Annotated in this window: 19 protein-coding genes; 5 read left to right on the forward strand and 14 right to left on the reverse strand. The window is 34.2% G+C overall.

What is annotated here, in order from left to right; genetic code table 11:
- Positions 1–317: 317 nt before the first annotated feature.
- The 4 genes from gcvP to GM921_RS15485 all read right to left on the reverse strand — a co-directional run bounded on the left by gcvP (position 318) and on the right by GM921_RS15485 (position 5764).
- Positions 318–3197 carry an aminomethyl-transferring glycine dehydrogenase gene (gcvP, locus tag GM921_RS15470; RefSeq protein ID WP_182923536.1) on the reverse strand — a complete coding sequence of 960 codons (2880 nt, stop codon included), beginning with the start codon at positions 3195–3197 and terminating at the stop codon, positions 318–320.
- Between the two features lie 247 nt (positions 3198–3444).
- Positions 3445–4008, reverse strand: coding sequence for a hypothetical protein (locus tag GM921_RS15475; protein WP_182923537.1), 564 nt, complete (start codon positions 4006–4008; stop codon positions 3445–3447).
- Between the two features lie 32 nt (positions 4009–4040).
- Positions 4041–4949 carry an EamA family transporter gene (locus GM921_RS15480; RefSeq protein ID WP_182923538.1) on the reverse strand — a complete coding sequence of 303 codons (909 nt, stop codon included), beginning with the start codon at positions 4947–4949 and terminating at the stop codon, positions 4041–4043.
- Positions 4950–5047: 98 nt separating this feature from the next.
- Positions 5048–5764, reverse strand: coding sequence for a pyridoxine 5'-phosphate synthase (locus tag GM921_RS15485; protein ID WP_182923539.1), 717 nt, complete (start codon positions 5762–5764; stop codon positions 5048–5050).
- 105 nt (positions 5765–5869) lie between these two features.
- Here GM921_RS15485 and GM921_RS15490 point away from each other — a divergent pair, with 105 nt between their 5' ends.
- Complete coding sequence (locus GM921_RS15490) at positions 5870–6838, forward strand: polysaccharide deacetylase family protein (RefSeq protein WP_182923540.1); 969 nt, start codon at positions 5870–5872, stop codon at positions 6836–6838.
- A gap of 20 nt (positions 6839–6858) precedes the next feature.
- Here GM921_RS15490 and GM921_RS15495 read toward each other — a convergent pair whose 3' ends face one another.
- The 7 genes from GM921_RS15495 to GM921_RS15525 all read right to left on the reverse strand — a co-directional run bounded on the left by GM921_RS15495 (position 6859) and on the right by GM921_RS15525 (position 13351).
- Positions 6859–7743, reverse strand: coding sequence for a hypothetical protein (locus GM921_RS15495; RefSeq protein WP_182923541.1), 885 nt, complete (start codon positions 7741–7743; stop codon positions 6859–6861).
- Positions 7744–7796: 53 nt separating this feature from the next.
- A complete protein-coding gene (locus tag GM921_RS15500; RefSeq protein WP_182923542.1) occupies positions 7797–8135 on the reverse strand; it encodes a DUF6370 family protein in 339 nt (112 codons plus the stop codon).
- A gap of 419 nt (positions 8136–8554) precedes the next feature.
- A complete protein-coding gene (ahcY, locus tag GM921_RS15505; RefSeq protein WP_182923543.1) occupies positions 8555–9871 on the reverse strand; it encodes an adenosylhomocysteinase in 1317 nt (438 codons plus the stop codon).
- A 499-nt stretch (positions 9872–10370) separates the two neighbouring features.
- Entirely contained in the window at positions 10371–10712 is a 342-nt protein-coding gene (locus tag GM921_RS15510; RefSeq protein ID WP_182923544.1) for a hypothetical protein, read from the reverse strand.
- A 4-nt stretch (positions 10713–10716) separates the two neighbouring features.
- Complete coding sequence (locus GM921_RS15515) at positions 10717–11118, reverse strand: LexA family protein (protein ID WP_182923545.1); 402 nt, start codon at positions 11116–11118, stop codon at positions 10717–10719.
- A 91-nt stretch (positions 11119–11209) separates the two neighbouring features.
- The gene (locus tag GM921_RS15520; protein ID WP_182923546.1) at positions 11210–12229 is read right to left on the reverse strand and encodes a transposase; all 1020 of its coding nucleotides are present in this window, start codon (positions 12227–12229) and stop codon (positions 11210–11212) included.
- A 567-nt stretch (positions 12230–12796) separates the two neighbouring features.
- Entirely contained in the window at positions 12797–13351 is a 555-nt protein-coding gene (locus GM921_RS15525) for a hypothetical protein (RefSeq protein WP_182923547.1), read from the reverse strand.
- A gap of 89 nt (positions 13352–13440) precedes the next feature.
- Here GM921_RS15525 and GM921_RS17530 point away from each other — a divergent pair, with 89 nt between their 5' ends.
- Positions 13441–13671 (forward strand): helix-turn-helix domain-containing protein, encoded by a 231-nt coding sequence (locus GM921_RS17530; protein ID WP_182923548.1) that lies wholly within the window; start codon positions 13441–13443, stop codon positions 13669–13671.
- Between the two features lie 340 nt (positions 13672–14011).
- On the opposite strand, the gene GM921_RS15535 is transcribed toward GM921_RS17530, so the two are convergent.
- The 3 genes from GM921_RS15535 to GM921_RS15545 form a co-directional block, all read right to left on the reverse strand.
- Complete coding sequence (locus GM921_RS15535) at positions 14012–14737, reverse strand: hypothetical protein (protein ID WP_182923549.1); 726 nt, start codon at positions 14735–14737, stop codon at positions 14012–14014.
- 217 nt (positions 14738–14954) lie between these two features.
- On the reverse strand, positions 14955–15287 hold the full coding sequence (locus GM921_RS15540; RefSeq protein ID WP_182923550.1) for a helix-turn-helix domain-containing protein: 333 nt from the start codon (positions 15285–15287) through the stop codon (positions 14955–14957).
- 271 nt (positions 15288–15558) lie between these two features.
- Complete coding sequence (locus tag GM921_RS15545; RefSeq protein WP_182923551.1) at positions 15559–16833, reverse strand: tyrosine-type recombinase/integrase; 1275 nt, start codon at positions 16831–16833, stop codon at positions 15559–15561.
- Positions 16834–17161: 328 nt separating this feature from the next.
- Here GM921_RS15545 and GM921_RS15550 point away from each other — a divergent pair, with 328 nt between their 5' ends.
- The 3 genes from GM921_RS15550 to GM921_RS15560 all read left to right on the forward strand — a co-directional run bounded on the left by GM921_RS15550 (position 17162) and on the right by GM921_RS15560 (position 19406).
- Positions 17162–17989: an alpha/beta fold hydrolase gene (locus GM921_RS15550; protein ID WP_182923552.1), complete on the forward strand. Its 828-nt coding sequence runs from the start codon at positions 17162–17164 to the stop codon at positions 17987–17989.
- A gap of 79 nt (positions 17990–18068) precedes the next feature.
- Positions 18069–18632: a 1-acyl-sn-glycerol-3-phosphate acyltransferase gene (locus GM921_RS15555; protein WP_235969848.1), complete on the forward strand. Its 564-nt coding sequence runs from the start codon at positions 18069–18071 to the stop codon at positions 18630–18632.
- Between the two features lie 159 nt (positions 18633–18791).
- Complete coding sequence (locus GM921_RS15560) at positions 18792–19406, forward strand: hypothetical protein (RefSeq protein ID WP_182923554.1); 615 nt, start codon at positions 18792–18794, stop codon at positions 19404–19406.
- The last annotated feature ends 62 nt before the right edge of the window (positions 19407–19468 follow it).

A 19468-nucleotide genomic window follows, 5' to 3' on the forward strand; every position in this document is an offset into this window, starting at 1 on the left:
TGCTGCGTTATTTCGACTGGAGCGTAGCGGAATGGAGAAATCTGTGTTTGAATGCAGTGTCTAAAGGTTTCTCCACTACGGTCGAAATGACGGAAGGTGTTGACACAAAAAGATTGTAACGGATGGCAGGACTGACTTTGAAATGGAATGTTGGGATTGCTTTTCGGAAAAAATCACCACCTAAGGCACCTAAGAAAACCTAAGCTAAGATGAACTAAGGTTTCTTAGGTGGTAAAAAAATAGCCCGAACTATTGCTCGGGCTATTTCTGTTCTATTAATGAGATTCTTCGCTACGCTCTGAATGACAAATATTAAATTAAGCTGTTGCTTCTTCTTCCATGTAACTTTCTAACGGAGGGCAAGCGCAGATTAATGATCTATCGCCATGGCTATCGTTTACTCTGCCAACTGATGGCCAGAATTTGTAAGCAGCCACATAAGGTAATGGAAAAGCTGCCGTTTGACGGCTATAACCATGTTCCCACTCGTTTGCCGTAACTACAGCAGCAGTATGAGGAGCGTTTTTCAAAGGGTTATCAACTTTATCTAATTCGCCTTTTTCTACGGCAGTAATTTCATTTCTAATGGCAATTAATGCATCACAAAAACGATCTAATTCATGTTTAGGCTCGCTTTCAGTAGGCTCAACCATTAACGTACCCGCAACCGGGAAAGAAACTGTTGGTGCGTGGAAACCGTAATCCATTAAACGTTTAGCAATATCAACCACTTCGATACCGTAGTTTTTAAAACCTCTGCAATCTAAAATCATTTCGTGTGCGCAACGACCTTGACTACCTGAATATAACACCGGATAATGTGTTTCTAAACGAGCTTTCATGTAGTTGGCGTTCAAAATTGCATATCTCGTAGCATCGGTTAAGCCTTCGCCACCCATCATGGCAATGTATGCGTGAGAAATAATTAATATCGAAGCAGAACCCCAAGGTGCAGATGACACAGCGTGGATAGATTTTTCGTTATTGATATCGACCACTGCATGACCAGGTAAATATTTTACCAAATGTGCAGCCACACCAATTGGGCCCATACCAGGACCACCGCCACCATGCGGAATACAGAATGTTTTATGCAAGTTTAAGTGGCAAACATCTGCACCAATATTAGCTGGACTAGTTAAGCCAACTTGTGCGTTCATGTTAGCTCCATCCATGTAAACTTGTCCGCCGTTTTGGTGAATAATGTTACAAATGTCGATAATACTTTCTTCGAAAACACCGTGTGTAGATGGATACGTAACCATTAAACATGATAAGTTTGCAGCATGCTCTTCAGCTTTTGCTTTCAAATCATCCACATCAATGTTTCCGTTTTCTAATGATTTTACAACGATGATTTTCATGCCAGCCATTGCCGCCGAAGCAGGGTTTGTACCGTGAGCCGAAGCAGGAATTAATGCGATATTACGGTGAAAATCTCCTCTATCTTGGTGATAAGCTCTGATAACCATTAAGCCAGCGTATTCGCCCTGGGCACCAGCATTTGGCTGTAAACTCATGGCTGCAAAACCAGTAATTTCGCTTAACCATTTGTCTAATTCATCAAAAACAGTGTAATAACCTAATACTTGGTCGGCCGGTGCAAATGGATGCACTTTACCAAACTCTGGCCAAGTAACAGGAATCATTTCGCTGGTTGCGTTTAATTTCATGGTGCATGAACCTAAAGCAATCATAGAATGACATAGCGAAAGATCTTTAGTTTCTAATGATTTGATGTAACGCAACATTTCATGCTCAGAATGATGAGAGGTGAAAACTGCATGTGTTAAATAGTCAGAAGTACGTTGTAAACCTGTCGGGATAGTAGTAGTTACATTCTCAACAACAGTTAAATTATCGGCAGAAATGCCTTTAACTTTAGAGAAAATACGAACCAACAATTTCACATCTTCGAAAGTAGTCGTTTCATCAAAAGCGATGCTTACTGTGTTTCCGTTATAATTTAGGTTGATGTTATTGTCTAAACATTCTTTATGGATAGAGCCAGTTAAGTCGCCTAGATCTAATTGTATGGTATCGAAATATGATTTACTTAAAACGTTATAACCAGCTTCTTTTAAAGATTTTGCAAGAGTTACCGCTAATCCGTGGGTACGTTCTGCAATTAATTTTAAACCTTTAGGGCCGTGATAAGCAGCGTAAAAACCTGCCATAATAGCCAATAAAGCTTGCGCAGTACAAATGTTTGATGTTGCTTTATCTCTACGGATGTGTTGCTCGCGAGTTTGCAAAGCCATACGTAAAGCGTAATTGTTATTGCTATCGATGGTTACGCCAATAATACGACCTGGAATAGAGCGTTTGTACTCGTCTTTTGTAGCAAAATAGGCTGCATGCGGACCGCCAAAACCCATTGGTACACCAAAACGTTGTGTAGTACCAACTACAACATCAGCGCCCCACTCGCCCGGAGGAGTTAATAAAGTTAAGCTGAGTAAATCGGCAATAACCGTTAATTTAATATTTTGGCTATGTAGGGTAGCAGCAAAGTTGGTATAATCAAATACTTCTCCATTACCTGCTGGATATTGTACAATTGCACCGAAAAACTCATCGGTTGCAGTAAATGTTTCGTGGTTACCAATTACCAATTCTATACCGAATGGATTAGCACGAGTTTTTAAAATATCTATGGTTTGTGTAAAAATTAATTCGGACACAAAATATTTAGTAGCCTGATTGTTTTTGCGTAGACTGAATTGCATAAACATTGCTTCTGCCGCTGCAGTACCTTCATCTAGCAAAGATGCGTTGGCAATTTCCATTCCGGTTAAATCGATAACCATCGTTTGGAAATTCAATAATGCTTGCAAACGACCTTGTGCAATTTCTGCTTGGTAAGGTGTGTATTGCGTGTACCATCCTGGGTTTTCCATTACGTTACGCAAAATAACGCCAGGTGTTAAGGTATCATAATAACCTTGTCCGATATAAGATTTGAAAACTTTATTTAACGATGCAGTTTGTTTTAAACTTGTTAAATATTCGATCTCAGATTTTGCCTTTGGCAGATTTAAAGGTTGCTTTAATCTTATTTTCTGAGGAATGGTTTGTTCAATCAGTTCATCGATAGAATTAACGCCGATAGTTTGCAACATTGCCTTAGTATCATCTTGATTTGGGGCAATATGACGGTCTTGAAAGTCTTCTTGGTAATGGATGTTTAAACTCATGAAGTATAGCTATAATTGATTGCGCAAAGGTAAGGAATTGTCTTGTTAAAAACATGTAAAAAATGCTTTGCGAACCGTGTTTTTTGCAGCTTAAAGCCTATAAATTTGGTAGTATATCAAAACAAACGTTTGTTTAATTTTTTTTAAAAAGCTAATAAATAGAATTCTGTTTCTGTAATCATTTGACTACAGAAAGATATTTAAGTAATAAGAAGATTTGCTTAGGAGATTTTTCGGAATGAAAAACTTATTTATTTACTTTCCAGCCTTCGTCTTTACTTAGTTTTAAACGATAGGTTTTAGTGATAAAATTGCTGTTATCAGCTTGGTTTTTCTCAAATACTGCAAACGGAGTATTTACCTTTTTAAGCGATACTGTTACTTTGGCGTTGTTATCATTTACTCTGTTAAAATCTACAGGTTTTTCGCTCGCTAATTCGTAATTAACCACTTTAACTGTGGCTTTATCTTCATCTTGTTTCAGCACTAAATCGCTGGCTTTATCTGTTAATTTTATTACATAAACAAAGCTGCTATCCTTAGAAAGGAATTTCTTTTTGGCTTCTTTTAAACTTAAGGAAACATAACCATCATTAGCTAAAGTTTTATATTTAGCTAAATCTTTCATCTCATTTTCACTATTAAATTTTATTTCGCCAAAGTTAAAACGAGTGGTTTTATATTCGGGATTTGCCTTTAAATAATCAGTAATTACTTCGCCAGCCTCATCAGCATTAATAGTGGCAATATTTTTACATCCGCCAAAGGCGAAAACAAATAAGCTTAATAGAATTAAGAGTTGGTTTTTCATCTGTATATGATTTATTTAAAGGTAATATGCGATCATGATTTCTTAAAGATATTCCCCTTTTTTATATTTTCCAAATTTGGTAAAATCATGGCACTTAAAATAATGAGTACGCCTAACCAACGGATCCAACTTACATCTTCATGTAATACCAATGCCGACATACTTACGGCAACAGGTAATTCTACCGAACTCAGAATAGAACTTAAGGTAAGTCCTGCTTTTGGTATGCCCGATGAAAAACAAAGCGGAGGAATAACTGTACCAAATATGGCTAAAATTATTCCCCATTTTAATAAACTGCCAGCTAAAGCACCGTTGATTAAAAATGTAGGAGGAAGAATAGCAAATATTAACAAACATGCTCCAGTAATCATTAACGCACTCTTTTTTAACGGTGGATATTCATTACCTAACTTACCATTTAGCATTAAGAATATGGCGTAGAAAAGTGCGGCTAGCATACCGTAGGCAATACCTAATATATTAAAGCCTGATATTTTTGTTTCTGTTAATCCGCTTGCTAAAACTGTTCCACCTAAAACCAATAAAATAGCTAAAACTTGATTGCGACTTGGTTTCTTTTTATAAATGAAAAGTTCTAGTAATACGCTTATCCATACAAATTGCATTAATAAAATGATGGCTACCGATGCAGGAACCAGTTTTACACATTGGTAATACGTAATACTTACTAAACCTGTAAAAAAACCAGCTGCAATTAATTTAAGCCAATGTGTTTTTATAACAGGTTTTGCTTTTTCTTTAGCTTGTGTTTTAGTCTGAATGAAATAGAGCAGCCATAATACGATAGCTCCAAATAATGCTTGTGTACCAGTTACATCTCCTAAAGAATAACCTTCGGCATAAGCCAATTTTACAAAAGTAGAAAGGATGCCGAAACTGCAAGCACCAAATAGAACAAGGAGTATACCTTTTAACATATTTTTTTTATTAAACGCAAAGTGCGCAAAGTTTTTCGCAAAGAATTATAGCGCTTCTTCTCTTTGCGATTTCTTCGCTTTCTCTGCGGTGAGAGTGCTTAAGCTAGTTGCTTTAAATAAAGTTGAATTGTGTTTTCCAAACCTAAATATAAGGAATCGCTAATTAAGGCATGGCCGATGGAAACTTCTAATAAATTAGGAATTTGTTGTGCAAAGTATTGAAGATTATTTAAATCTAAATCGTGACCAGCATTAATACCCAAACCTAATTCATTTGCTTTTTTTGCTGCCACGATGTAAGGGGCAATTGCTTTTTCCTTATTTGTAGGATATTCACTAGCGTAAGCTTCGGTATATAATTCTATGCGGTCTGTTCCTGTTGCTAAAGCTCCTTCTACCATTTCGATAACTGGGTCTACAAAAATAGAAACACGAATGCCAGCCTTTTGAAATAGTGAAACCATTTCTTTTAAATAGACTTGCTCTTTTATGGTATCCCAACCATGGTTTGAGGTAATTTGCCCTAAAACATCGGGTACTAAAGTAACTTGAGCGGGTTTATTAGCTAAAACTAAATCAATAAATTTTTGCTCGCGACAATTGCCTTCTATGTTAAATTCAGTTGAGATTACTGCTTTTAAATCGAACGTATCTTGATAACGGATGTGGCGTTCGTCTGGTCGTGGGTGCACGGTAATTCCTTGTGCGCCAAAACGCTCACAGTCTAAAGCTACCTTAACTAAATCGGGGTTATTGCCACCACGACTGTTTCTTAAAGTTGCTATTTTATTAATATTGACGGATAATTTTGTCATGGGGCAAAGATAAGAAATTAAGGTTGAAGGCGGAAGGTATAAGGCTGAAGGTTTTTGAAGACAAATGTAAAAGGAACTTATTATGGATGTGTTTATCTTTGTGCTATGAAATTTAAGCTTTTGTCATTTTTGATGCTGTTCTCTTATAATTTATTTGCTCAAAATTTTGAAAGCATTAAACGTTATAAAGTAAACTACTTATTAGCTACAAAAGCGAGTGAAAAACTAATTGCAATTAGGAGTTTTGTCAATGATAACCAGAAATATTTGTTGTTGGTTAATCCGCAAACATTAAGCACAAAAGTTGATTTAGCTAATAATTATTCGTTAGTTAATTTAGCTTTTGGTAATGTACAGGCCATTTTTGGTAAATCAAGTTATGTTAAAGCGATGAACGTAGCTTTGAAAAGTGACAGGCAATTGCAAAATGCTGGATTAGACCATGCCATTCCCAAAGAAAAGGGAATAGCGTTAACCATAGATTTGTGCCCTTCTCATAAAAACCTTGATAGAATTATCTTTCAATCATTGATTAATGAATTTAAGCAAATAGAAACACCCGTTCCTTTGGCAGTTTCGGTTTCTGGAAAGTGGATGCTAAAACACCAAGAAGATTTGAATTGGTTAAAAGGTTTAATGTTACAGAAAGAACTAGATATTACTTGGGTTAACCATTCTTATAATCATGAGGTAAATAATTTGCCTCTCACAGAAAATTTTCTACTCGCAAAAAATACTGATTTGGATGTTGAAGTATTAAAGAATGAACAGTTAATGCTGAAGAATGGCTTAATACCATCGGTGTTTTTTCGTTTTCCGGGTTTGGTTTCAGACCAGAAAATTGTAGAACAAATAGAAAATTACGGGTTAATTCCAATAGGTAGTGATGCTTGGTTGGCAAAAGGACAGCAAGCAAATGCTGGAAGTATCGTGTTGGTTCACGGTAATGGGAATGAAGAAATTGGTGTAAAAAATTTCATCCAACTACTCAAATTAAAACAAATTGATGTTAAAAATAAACAATGGCTTTTGTTTGATTTGAGACAGGGTTTGGAGAAGGAGTTTAATAATTAAGGTTGTTTGTTTGCAATAGTTTAATCCATTAACCATTTTACTAAACTCACAGGTTCAGCTATACTCCATGAGTGTGGATGTTTTATCGTGCCGTTTCTAAATCCTCTATCTTTGGTTAAAATCAATTCAACTTTTTGGTTTTGAGATTTTTGTAATAACTTATTGATGTAACCTGCGCAATCGGTTACGTTCATATCAGATAAATCCATATTTCTGTTTTTAATCCACCATAAAATATCTGGTTCGCAATAAATTCTTAATGAGGTTTGCTGATAATCAGGTAACATTTCGATGGTAGTATAATCTGGATTATACACCGATAGTTCTTTCAAGCTCTTTTCAGAAAATTTATTTGATTGATTTAGTGTATCTAATTTGGCAATTAAATTTTTGTCTCTTCCTTTTGATAAAGATTTTCTTAATCGAACTAAATCTAAAGGTGGGTCGATAGCAAAAACCTTGTTGATTTTAAATTCATTTTTCTTTTGAGCATAAAATTTCAATGCCGTTGTTCCGCCGATGGAGAAACCACCTATAAATAATTTTGTGCTTTCCGATAATTTTTGCCCTGCATAAAAATATTTAATCATTTTCGAAAGCTTATCAATAGCGATTTCGTTGATAGGAAATTCTAAATTATCTTTCGAAAGGTTAACAATCATAACAGCTAAATTGCTTTTTTCTGCTTCTTGCAAAATTGTGCTTTGTGCAGAAACAGAATAGGGATGTTCGCCGTACCCAGGAATAAGAACTAAAACACCTTTAGGTAAACCATTTTTCGGTAGTATTTGATAGTAAAAACAATCTTTCCCAAATTGGGATGGATTTTCAATTTTTGGTGGGAATTGAGCTTTTATAGAAATTGTTATAAAAGCCAATAAGATGATTAAGCATAATTTCTTCATCGACATTTGTTGTTTCCTAAATATAGGATTTAGTTTGATTGCGATTGGAAAACCTAATCTTTCTTTTCTGGCAATAATGTAATCGTTTTTGCTTTAAAGCGATTGTTTACTATTTCGCCAGTTACCTCTGCTTTGCCAATGGCGTTGCAAAAACCATGTTTGCCATGTGCATCGCCGAAATCATCTATACCTTTTCCATCAACAAAATAAGATTTGCCATCTATCCTGACTGCTAATTCGCAATCTTTACCTTTCATTTTGAACTGACATTCGCCACAAGCAATTTCTACTGTTTTTTTGTCTAGTTGTTTGGCTGCTGGTTGTTTAGCTGTTTGGGCATTTGCAGCAAAGCCGAAAGCTGTTAAAACTAGGGTGAATATGAAGTGTTTCATTTTTAAATAGTAAGGAATCCTGCCTGCGGCAGGCAGGTAAGTTTGATTAAGACAAATGTAGGTTTTTGTGGTTCAAAAGTGCTTCAGTTTTTTGTAAAATAAACCTGATTGACGTGGAAAGCTTTTTATTGCAGATACTTCGATAAACTCAGTATGACAGTTAAAAACTTGGAACAGAAAGCAGGGCTGGATTGAGCAAAGAATTACTGAACAAACATTTTCAAAAAAATATTTACCATATAAGACATTTAAGAAAATATAAGTTCAAATGTATTTACTTTTCTATAATGGATTAAAAGATGTTGAAATAATTCAGCATGACGAGGGAATAAACAAAAAAAGGATGTGCAAACTGCACATCCTTTTTAATATGAACCTCAAAATGAGATTGCTTCGTTCCTCGCAAAGACGAGAATTGGTTAGTATCTGTAAGTATCTGCTTTAAACGGACCTTCAACTGGTACGCCAATATAATCAGCTTGGAATTGGTCTAAAACCTCTAACTCAACACCAATTTTTTCTAAGTGTAAACGAGCAACTTTTTCGTCTAGGTGTTTAGGTAACACATAAACTTTGTTTTCGTAAGCAGCAGTGTTTGTCCAAAGTTCTAATTGAGCTAAAGTTTGGTTAGTAAATGAGTTACTCATTACAAAACTTGGGTGACCAGTTGCGCAACCTAAATTAACTAAACGACCTTCGGCCAAAACGATAACGTCTTTACCGTCAATTGTATATTTATCAACCTGTGGTTTAATCTCAACTTTAGTATCACCGTAAGCTCCGTTTAACCAAGCCATATCAATTTCGTTATCGAAGTGACCGATGTTACAAACAATAGCTTTGTCTTTTAATGCTCTGAAGTGTTTCTCGCGTACGATATCACAGTTACCAGTTGTAGTTACCACGATATCAGCTTCTTTAATTGCAGTGTCTAAACGTTTAACTTCATAACCTTCCATTGCAGCTTGTAAAGCACAAATTGGGTCAATTTCAGTAACGATTACACGTACACCTTGTGAGCTTAAAGATTCTGCAGAACCTTTACCTACATCACCATAACCGCAAACAACAGCTACTTTACCAGCCATCATTACATCAGTTGCACGACGAATTGCATCAACTAATGATTCTCTACATCCGTATTTGTTATCGAATTTAGATTTAGTTACCGAATCGTTCACGTTAATTGCAGGTACATGCAATGTTCCGTTTTTCATTCTTTCGTATAAACGGTGTACACCCGTTGTAGTTTCTTCAGATAAACCTTTGATAGCTGCAATTAGCTCAGGATATTTATCGAATACCATATTGGTTAAATCGCCACCATCATCTAATATTAAATTTAATGGTTGGCGTTCTGGACCGAAATGTAAAGTTTGCTCAATACACCAATCAAAATCCGTTTCGTTTAAGCCTTTCCAAGCGTAAACCTGAATACCTGCAGCGGCAATTGCAGCAGCAGCATGATCTTGTGTTGAGAAAATGTTGCATGATGACCAAGTAACCTCTGCACCTAATTCTACCAAAGTTTCAATTAAAACTGCAGTTTGAATGGTCATGTGTAAGCAGCCTGCAATACGTGCGCCTGCTAAAGGTTTCGATGGTCCGAATTCTTTACGCAAACTCATTAAACCTGGCATCTCTGCTTCGGCTAATCCAATCTCTTTGCGGCCCCATTCTGCCAGTGAAATGTCCTTAACTTTATAAGGAACGTAAGTTGTCTCTACTGATGACATGTTGTTTTTTATTAAGTGATTAATAATTAATTGCTTATGATGATGTGTAAATATAATTTGCATGCTTTTTGCATGCTTCTATTAGAGTTACCGCTCTAAGTAGAACAAAATTACGTATTAAGTTGGCCAATTCAAAAGTCTTATTTAAATGCTAGCAGTGTTACTTGTTCACTTTTAAAAGTTATTATAATAGTATATAATGAATTTGAAGTATTTCTTTTATTGTTGTACCTCTCTGTACACCGAATCCAGACCTCAACAAACAGGTCAACAAAACCATCAGGATCTTAACGAATTTAGGTAATTTTAAGCCCATAGATTCTCTGTTATATGGCAATCCGACACATCAGTCCAGAACAAGGATTTGGGCACTTAAAAGCCCTTAAATCCATCTGATTGATCACTTTCAAGTGAAACGAAGTGACCAGTTTGGAGCGTAATATGTGGCCACTTTTGGGATAATCCACATGTAAGGTTCTATGTATTAAAAGATATATATTTAATGCTTATAATATTCGATCACCCTCTTTACAAATATTTCCATTCGTTCCTTTAAAACCTTCATCTGTAAATAACCAGCCTCAATGCCTTCGATGGGGTCTTTAACCTGCAACCGTGATAATCTATTTGGTTCTCCACCGCTTATACGCTTTTCTAGTTCTAGAAACTCTTCTGGAGACTGCCATCTTTTAATATCAGGGTCATATATCCAATGTTTCTTTAATTTAGCTTCCTCATATAGAGTAATGTAAAGCGGTGTATTTGGCTTGGTCTTAGGTGGCAAACCTGCCATATAAGTTTTATATCTCTCCTCACCACTTATTCTATCTGGTCTGGGCATATGCTTAAATATTGTGAGGTTGACAGTTCCAAGTTACTACACCAATGATTTTAATGTCTTTACCTGTTATGTTAATGCAAGCATCAAAATTATTATTGATGCAGAGGTAAGTGCTGTTTTCTCTTGTGCAAAGCTTTCTGACTAGCCATTCATCATCAACGCAACAAACGATAAGTTTACCACTTAAAACTTCAATTGATTTATCTACAACAACAATACTACCCTTTACAATGCCGAAGAACCTCATTTGATCATTGTCAACCTCAAAGTAATATGTGTTGGATGGATTGTCTACAATGCGAGAAGCAATATGCATCCGTCTTTGTATTAGATTGTCAAACTTATCCTTAACTATTGATGTTTTAGGGAGCTTTAAATGTCTAGGTAGTGCAACTTCTGTAATCATAGTTCAATTATTTGAACTGTAAAATTGCTAATATTTTTAGTATTTAACGAGGCTTAATAAAAATAGTTTTCAACCATTTGTTAATAATATTTTAGCTTTCCAACTTGCTCATATATTCTTTTATGTAGCATCTATCCTGTTTAACACATGCATATACTCTTTGAATTAATTTATCACGGACGGCATTAAGGACTAGCATTTTATTCTTCCCTTCAACTTCTGTTTTTCTTAGGTAGTACTTTTTCAGATCTGGATCAAATCGAGATGCACCCAAGGCACAAAGATGTAGCAATGATTTAATTTTTTTGTTTGCTATTTGTGACACACGACTTCTTTTGTTTAGTGAAGTTCCAGACTGCCTAGGAAAAGGCGCAACACCAGCATAGCAAGCAAACTTCTTAGCAGTTGGAATGCTCTTAAATTCATTGCTCAATATAATCAACTGTATTGCTGTAATATCTCCTACGGCAGGAATTGAAGTAATGATTTCAGTTAACCGTTTGATATGCTCATCACCTAGGCATGTCTCTTTAATCTTCAAATCCAGCTGCTTTAAGTCAGTCTTTAATGCTATTACACTATTAGTACAAAACTCACCATACCTATTGCAAAGCGATTTATTCTTAAACAATTCATTTTCTCTTTTCTGCACAAGTAGTGAGTTTTGAATGGTTAACAATTTATTTCTAAGAGAAGAGAGCAAAGAAAGTTCACTAATTATAGGTCGTTTAGGTTCCCATAGTCTGATCTTTTCCTTTGCCCTAAACAGAAAATTGGCTAACATGAGTGCGTCTGTCCCGTCTGTTTTGCCTCTTACTGTACCCATGGACTTTTTGATATGCGAAGCACTTTCAACAACGAAACTAGCTTTACATTTCTCTAAACAATTGATGAGGATAGTACAATAAATCCCCGTATGTTCCATTACAAATAGCGTATTGGATAGCCTAAGTCCTTGTACTGACTTGATTTCTTTGATGAAATCTATAATCTCAACTTTATCGTTTGTAATCTTTCTCTGAATGAGGTTTTCAATCCCTAAATTGACTGCAAAGTCAAGCGTGAGTTTGCTAACATCAATACCAATGAAGAATTTATATTTCCTTTCCATCATTAAGAAAATTAAAATATCCCTTTACGATCATATCACTATTTCCACTGTCAGTTCTTTTCTAAGATTATATTCAGTTCATATGAACGTGTAATGAAAGAATTTATATCCATCTCTAAAAGAAGCCTATCTCAGCGGACTGGTCTACATACCTAGTGTTTCGTTCAGGACCTTTCTATTATTCTATCAATAAACTTCAATTCATTACGCTAAAGGGATTATGTAATTTAAGGATTTTTCATTTTAAAAAGAAAACATTGATAAAATTGAAATATCCCCTTACGATTGTGTATTTCGGTGAAAGTAGTCACGGCATCCTGTTCCAAACCGTCCACCGTAAAGCTGGACTTTGCGCTTAGCACAGTATCAACCCAGTTCAATTCTATGATTGCAGCAGCGGCCTAAAGGTTTCCAACATCCCTTCCTCAATCCCGCTTTTGCGGAGCAAAAGCCCATTTAATATTATTAATCCCATGTCAGATGAATTAAATATATCGCAGAGTAGTTTTATTTAAATGAGACTTGCAAGAAATGAATAAGTTTCTTTTAATGCTTGTAAACAATTATTTATAGCTTCTCAATATTCCCAAATTCAATAACATTAAACTCTTTGGATAATCTAAAAAAATAAGTCACTAATATTAAACCATTATAAGCATTTCTTGACCTAAATGAATGTTCAATATAATAATTTTTAAAGATTGGTTGAAAGGTCTTTGACTCTCTAGTAATGGTTTGTCGTGTACTATCTAATGAAAACTCAAACTTTACTTTTGACTGTTTTGCTAAATTAATCAACGAGTCGTTTGGTGGATCATGTGTAAAAAATTCCTTAAAGTCTTTTTTCTGTTCCTCTTTTTTGATGTATGCTATTTCATTATCAAGTTTTCTAGACAATTCTGATATTTCATTTACCATAGAAATAAATCTTTCGGTATCACCAAATGATGTCTGTTGCTCTTTTAACTCTCCCCAAGAAGCAGGTTCGTAACTTTTGGGGTCATTGAGTTTGATTTTTAATTCATTAACCGCAGCAGTTTTGATCTTTTGTAATAGGGTTGGTTTTTGCTGCCCAAATAGAATTAGTGGCATTATAAACAATATGAATAGTGTCTTTTTCATCTCAATTTAATAAACGATATATGTCAAAAATAAAATTATTATAGGATATATCCTATAATAATTGAGCCATATTACACGCAGTTTGCAGCGTGAACAATAATCGCAAAATAGATTACATAAAAGCCTTTGGCGAAAACCTGCGAGCCTTACGAAATAGTAAGAAAGTATCTATGGAGAAATTGGCTCTTGCTGCGGGCATAGAGTATTCTCAAATTTTTGATATTGAACACGGAAAGATTAACACAACAATATCTACAATTCATTTAATTGCTACAGCTTTAGAAATTCCAGAAAAGGATTTGTTTGACTTTACTTTTTAGTCCTTTTATATATCGAGAAAGTCGAGTTTTGTATTTAATTAAAGTGAACGAGTTTTGATTTTAACGGACTTATATATGTCCAAAAAGTCCACTTTTGATAGGTAATTTGTTGATATACAATATGTTTTGCTTTGGGTTTGTTGCGTTTCTCACGTTTCTAAAAGCCCTCATTTTACTTTGCATTGTCATTTAATAGGATCAAGTAATTATTCATTTGGGTATTAAAATAAATATAGCAACGATTTATAATGTGATTACTTATAACTTATGAGTTTAAAATTGTGACTTTCCCACCATATAATTAGAATGTGGGAAAGTCATAATTCTGAGTCGTGGTATATCAAGTATTGATTATTTCTTTAATCTGTTCAGTGATCAAGGCCTTTAAATTCGATCGAATCTTCATAGCACCATGGTTTTCAATTATTTTATCGTACGCTTTTCTATTTAAACTTTTTTTTTGCTTTGTAAAATCTTTCCATTGTGCATTATTGGAACATTCTAAAACTACTCTTTTTTCTGTTTTTGATAATTGATCTATCACGAACACATCTGAAATAAGAATATCATCAAACATTTTCAATAGATTATTACCACAATATTCCCAGACTTTTTTATCGGCCAAATCAGTTAAGTAAACATGAGTTTTAAATACTGCTTGCATCGTTTTAACTGATTTTTCAATTCTGAGCAAATTGGGATTGTTCCCAAATTGGAAGCCTTTAAAATAAATTTTCGCCCAGTATTCATCCATTACACAGGTACGTCCGATTTTCTTTTCCGAGATGACTTGGTTAAAAGTCAGCCATCTATAAGCTTGCATTTGAACAAGGTAATCTGCTGCATCACACTTCAAATGTAAATTCACTCCAAACTCTATATTGTGAACCCTCATTTTTTTAATGTTAAGTTTCAGTACATCTGTGAAATATTGCAATGTTGTTGTGAAATTAGCATAAGTATATAAATCGTCATTCCTAGATTCATTCGAGGTTAAATAGTTATAGAATTTATGTAAACTGCCTGATATAATTAAAGTTCTATTTGGAAAAACTTTAAATTTCATAGGCCCGTAATAACATGTATGTGATATAGTTTTCCGAGAATAAGGGTTTGATTTTTTCGTAAAAATTAATTCGCTTTTATGAATTAGAAACTTCATTTGAGTTTTGGTTATGAAGGATCTGGTTTTAATAAAATCAAGCATCATATAAAACATGACACATGAATTTGAATTAGAGCACTATGCCCTAATTCAAAAACTAAATAAATTAACACGCTTTTTAACCCTTGATTTTAGATGTTAAAAGAGCTTCTGCATTATTATTGAGCTCAGAGCTAGTTTGTTTTCTGCCACTTTCTAACCATTCGACCAACTCAGATTCCAAGAACAGTAAATTATTGCCCCGTTTGATGCTTTTTATCTTTCCATGGTAAACAATTTGACGTAATGCTTCTGGACTTTTACGGATAAAAGCTGCTGCCTCTAGCGTATTGAAATAATTAGATTGTGAATCTTTTTTTTGGTTACTAATAGTAATCCCGAATTTTGATAATACTTCCTCAAATTGACCAATAGTCAATTCATTTAAAGGAGTTTCTTTAGATAAATTCATGTAAATGAAGTGTTAAATCTGAATCCCCCATGCAGGTGATTAACACTCCTTAAACTTCATCTTAGCGCATCTCAAAACCCGTATTTGGCATGGCAAATGCGTTCGATGAACCCTAAACTAAGACTATCTTATATTACAGTGGTCAGTCTCAATACTGTTTATACCCGTTTGCAATAACACCCGTTTATAACCACTATCTAACATGTAGCAAATATAATATAGAATAACATGTGTTTTTGAAAAATTTTTAAACCAAAATAGTTTTTTTAAATTAATTAGTGTTTTCTAATAAGCTGGATAAATAGATTTCAGCTTTATCATTGCTGAAATCGCTTAAGTAATTCTCTGTTGTCTTTAAGCTTGTATGGCCCAATTGTTTACTTATGAAAGCTAGAGGTGTTTCGTTATTCATTTGATTAGTGCTAAAACTATGCCTAGCAAAATAGGTGCTAATTTCAGTTGTAATATCTAAAGCTTTAGCGATTTTCTTTAAAGTTTGATTTATTGTTGAAATGGAGCTTCTAACAGCTTTTAGAGCCTCAACCTCATTTACATCATCAGGTATAACATTGAAAATCAAATCGCTCCGTAATTTATGGCTTCCATGCCGTTCGATTATCTCTGACAACTCTTTATTAAGTAATATTGTGATTTTGTTTTGTCCGCCTAATTTACCTTCTGTTTTTTTACGAATGAAGGTAAACTTATTGCCGTCAATATCAGACCATTTTAAACGGAAAATATCAATGCAATTCATCCCACAAGCTAAGTAGCTAAACATAAAGATATCCTTTGCAAAAGATTCGTTTACGGTTTTCGGTATATAATCAAATATCCTCTGCATCTCATTTTTTTGTAGTGCCCTTTTGTTACCTCCGCCTTTGAGAATTTTATACCCCTTGTTGTTTTGCGGTGTATGGAAGGGATAGAGATTATTTGGTATTAATTGATCACTAATGGTATCGTTAAAAATAGCTCGCACTCGAATTAGATACATTCCTAATGTTGTGGTGCTATATTTTGGCAAAATAATACCTTTTTTATCTACTCTTGTTTGCCTGCCAACCCAGGTCTCAAAATTTTGTAACCATTTAACATTAACAGTATGGATTAAGAGCTCTTGACTATCGCTTGTATGTTTATGGTACTCTACTAACAAGGTCCAAGCTTGCTTATATAGATTAGAATTGCCAATCTTCTCTAATTCCCAAAGTTTATCGGCTTTTTCTTTAAGTAGGAATAGGAGATCTAATCTATTGCCTCTTTGAAAAAATCTCGTTGTAAATGTTTCAATATTAAACGGCGTAAGCCCTTCAATTACCACATTCGCTTTTTTGATCAAAGTATCTAATTTAGGTTTCACTGCTTTAAGATGATCACTTAATTTGCCTTTGCCTATTACAACCCTCTCGAAATCTGTTTTTGATAGTGAAATTATTGTGTTAAATAACTTGGCTTGTCTACCATAACCAATTCTAATTTTCACGGGAAACGTGCCGTCTACTTTTGCTCTTCTAGTGTCTAAATAAAGTTGCGCTGATGCCATAAACAAATATAGTATTAGTTTATGTTTTGCATGCTATTTGCATGCGAATATATAAAGAAGTGTTATTTTGTGTTTTTTAGTGTGGTCCTAAAAATGCTATTATGGTATTATTAGCCTATTTTTATGTGATTATTCTCATTGGAGCAGTGTATTGATTATCACTACTGATGACATAATTTATTGTTTTTAAATGTGCTACAAAGTTACGGCATTCGCTTATCAATAACAAAAAACTAATTAGTGGACAAAGCCGATTTTAAATGGATAAAAGATACAAGCATTAATTTTTTCTACTACTTTTAGGAATAATTAACACTCAACGCTCTCCATGACTGCTCATTTTTTTAACCATTCGCTGGTTAATTTACATTATTATCGCTTTGGAAATGGATCTAAAATCATGTTATGTTTTCATGGTTATGGGATGCATGGCAAACAGTTTTCTGTTTTAAAAGAGAGACTAGGCGACGAGTATACGTTTTATGGTTTCGACCTGTTTTTTCATAAAGAAACGATGTTGCATGATCAATCTATACAACAAGTAAAAAAAGGAATTTCGAAAAATGAGTATTGTGAATTAATTACTGCATTTTGCGCTCACCAAGCAATTGATCGATTTTCTGTTATTGGATATTCGTTAGGTACACATTATGCTTCTGTATTGGCGGAGAAGGAAGCACAAAGAATTGATCAGCTATTTATTTTAGCACCTTCTTTTTTAAAAATTTTACCCATTTTGCAGGTGTTCTCTAAAAATGTAGTCGCCAATTTAGCTTTTCGTAAACTTTTTTTAAGTGAAAGAGGAATTCAAATGGCGTTAAGTGTATGCAAAAAAGTAGGTGTTATTGATTTAAAAAGTCATGGTATTTTAAGTAAAGAAATGGCAACGCCACAATTGCGGTTTGCATTTTACGCCAATGTTACTTATTTGCGTTATTTACAAGCTAAACAATCAGATTTAATAGAGACGCTAAACGACAACAAAGTAAAATGCCATTTTATTTTCGGCCAAAGAGATAAAATGTATCCACAGCATTTAGCTGATGTAATGATATCGAAATTAAACTTTGCCAGTAAAACCACATTAGATGAAGATCATGATATGGTAAACAAGAACTTACCCGCTAAAATTTACGAGTTGATGTATGATAATTAAGGCAAACCCTATTCGAGCTAAATATTTGATACTTGTTGGTCGGTTTTTATCGTGGCTATTTAGCTGGCGCTTTAATAAAATGAAAATTTACGAGGTGGAGGTTTTAAAAAACCATTCGTACATTTTAATGTGTAATCATTTTAGTTTTTGGGATGGCTTTTGGGCTGGATATTTATGCTTAAAATCTATCTATAAGCAAGAACCCAACCTAAAAGGATTGTATATTATGGTGCTCGAAAAACAATTGGCACAACATAAATGGTTAACCCGATTAGGCTGCTTTTCTATTGCGCCAGGCACTGTTACCGTAAGTGAAAGTTTAGCTTATGCTGCAGAAATACTAAATACTCCAGGCAATGTATTTTTAATGTTTCCACAAGGAAATTTAGAATCGAACCATGTACGGAATATTGTAGTTAAACCTGGGATTGCCGAAATTGTAAAACGAATAAATGGAAATTGTCAATTGTTATGGAGTAGTAATTTGATTGAGTATTTTGAAAGTTTAAAACCATCTGTTTATTTCCATCTATTAAATTGCGGTACCAATCATGAGTTTAATTTAGAACTGTTAACGGCTAATATTAATCAGCACCATAAATTGGCAATTAAAAAACAGTTTAGGTTTACAAAAGAGGATTAGCGGATTGCTATTGCTCTAAAAATCAAATAAATCACTCCTAGTTATCTCAAGGGTGTCGGCTATAATACCAACCAAAATTACCTATATTTAATTACTGAAAATAATTCTGAAAGAGTAGAGAATATTGTCATTTATAAAAACCTTAGCTTAGTTTGACAAATGAAAAATTCACAATTTACAAATGAAGTTTTTAAAATTATGGCACTAGAAAAAACCTTTATCCAAGTGAAATTTAACTTTATAGTTAGCTGCTTTTTTCTAACGTTATTACCAACTTTTGTAATTGCACAAAGTATTTCTGGTAAAAATGGGCAACGAGATTTTGATTTTGAAATAGGAGATTGGAAAACAAAACTTAAAGTTCTTAAAAATCCTCTTTCTGGTTCTACAACTTGGGTTGAATATGAGGGTACATCAAAAGTTATCGCAATTTGTAATGGCAATTCTAATCTAGTGGAACTCAACGTTAAGGGTTCGGGAGGACAAATAATAGGTGTAAGTTTGCGGCTTTTTAACCCAAAAACAAACCAATGGAGCCTCAATTTTGCAAACATCAAAGACGGAAATTTAGCTACACCCTCAATTGGCAGCTTTAAAGATGGACGTGGAGAATTTTTTAATGAAGACACTTTTGATGGCAAGAAAATTCTTGTTCGTTTTGTGATCTCAGCAATTACCCCAAGTTCCTGCCATTTTGAACAAGCATTTTCAACTGATAATGGAAAAACATGGGAAGTGAATTGGATTGCTGAGGATACAAGAATAAAATCTTAAAAAAGCTAACTTATTTATAAAGTGGCGAAAAGTATAAATTGATAATTCAAAAACAATTTAGG

Origin of the sequence: Pedobacter planticolens, assembly GCF_014172375.1 — a bacterium.
In the GTDB taxonomy this organism is placed as follows: domain Bacteria; phylum Bacteroidota; class Bacteroidia; order Sphingobacteriales; family Sphingobacteriaceae; genus Pedobacter; species Pedobacter planticolens.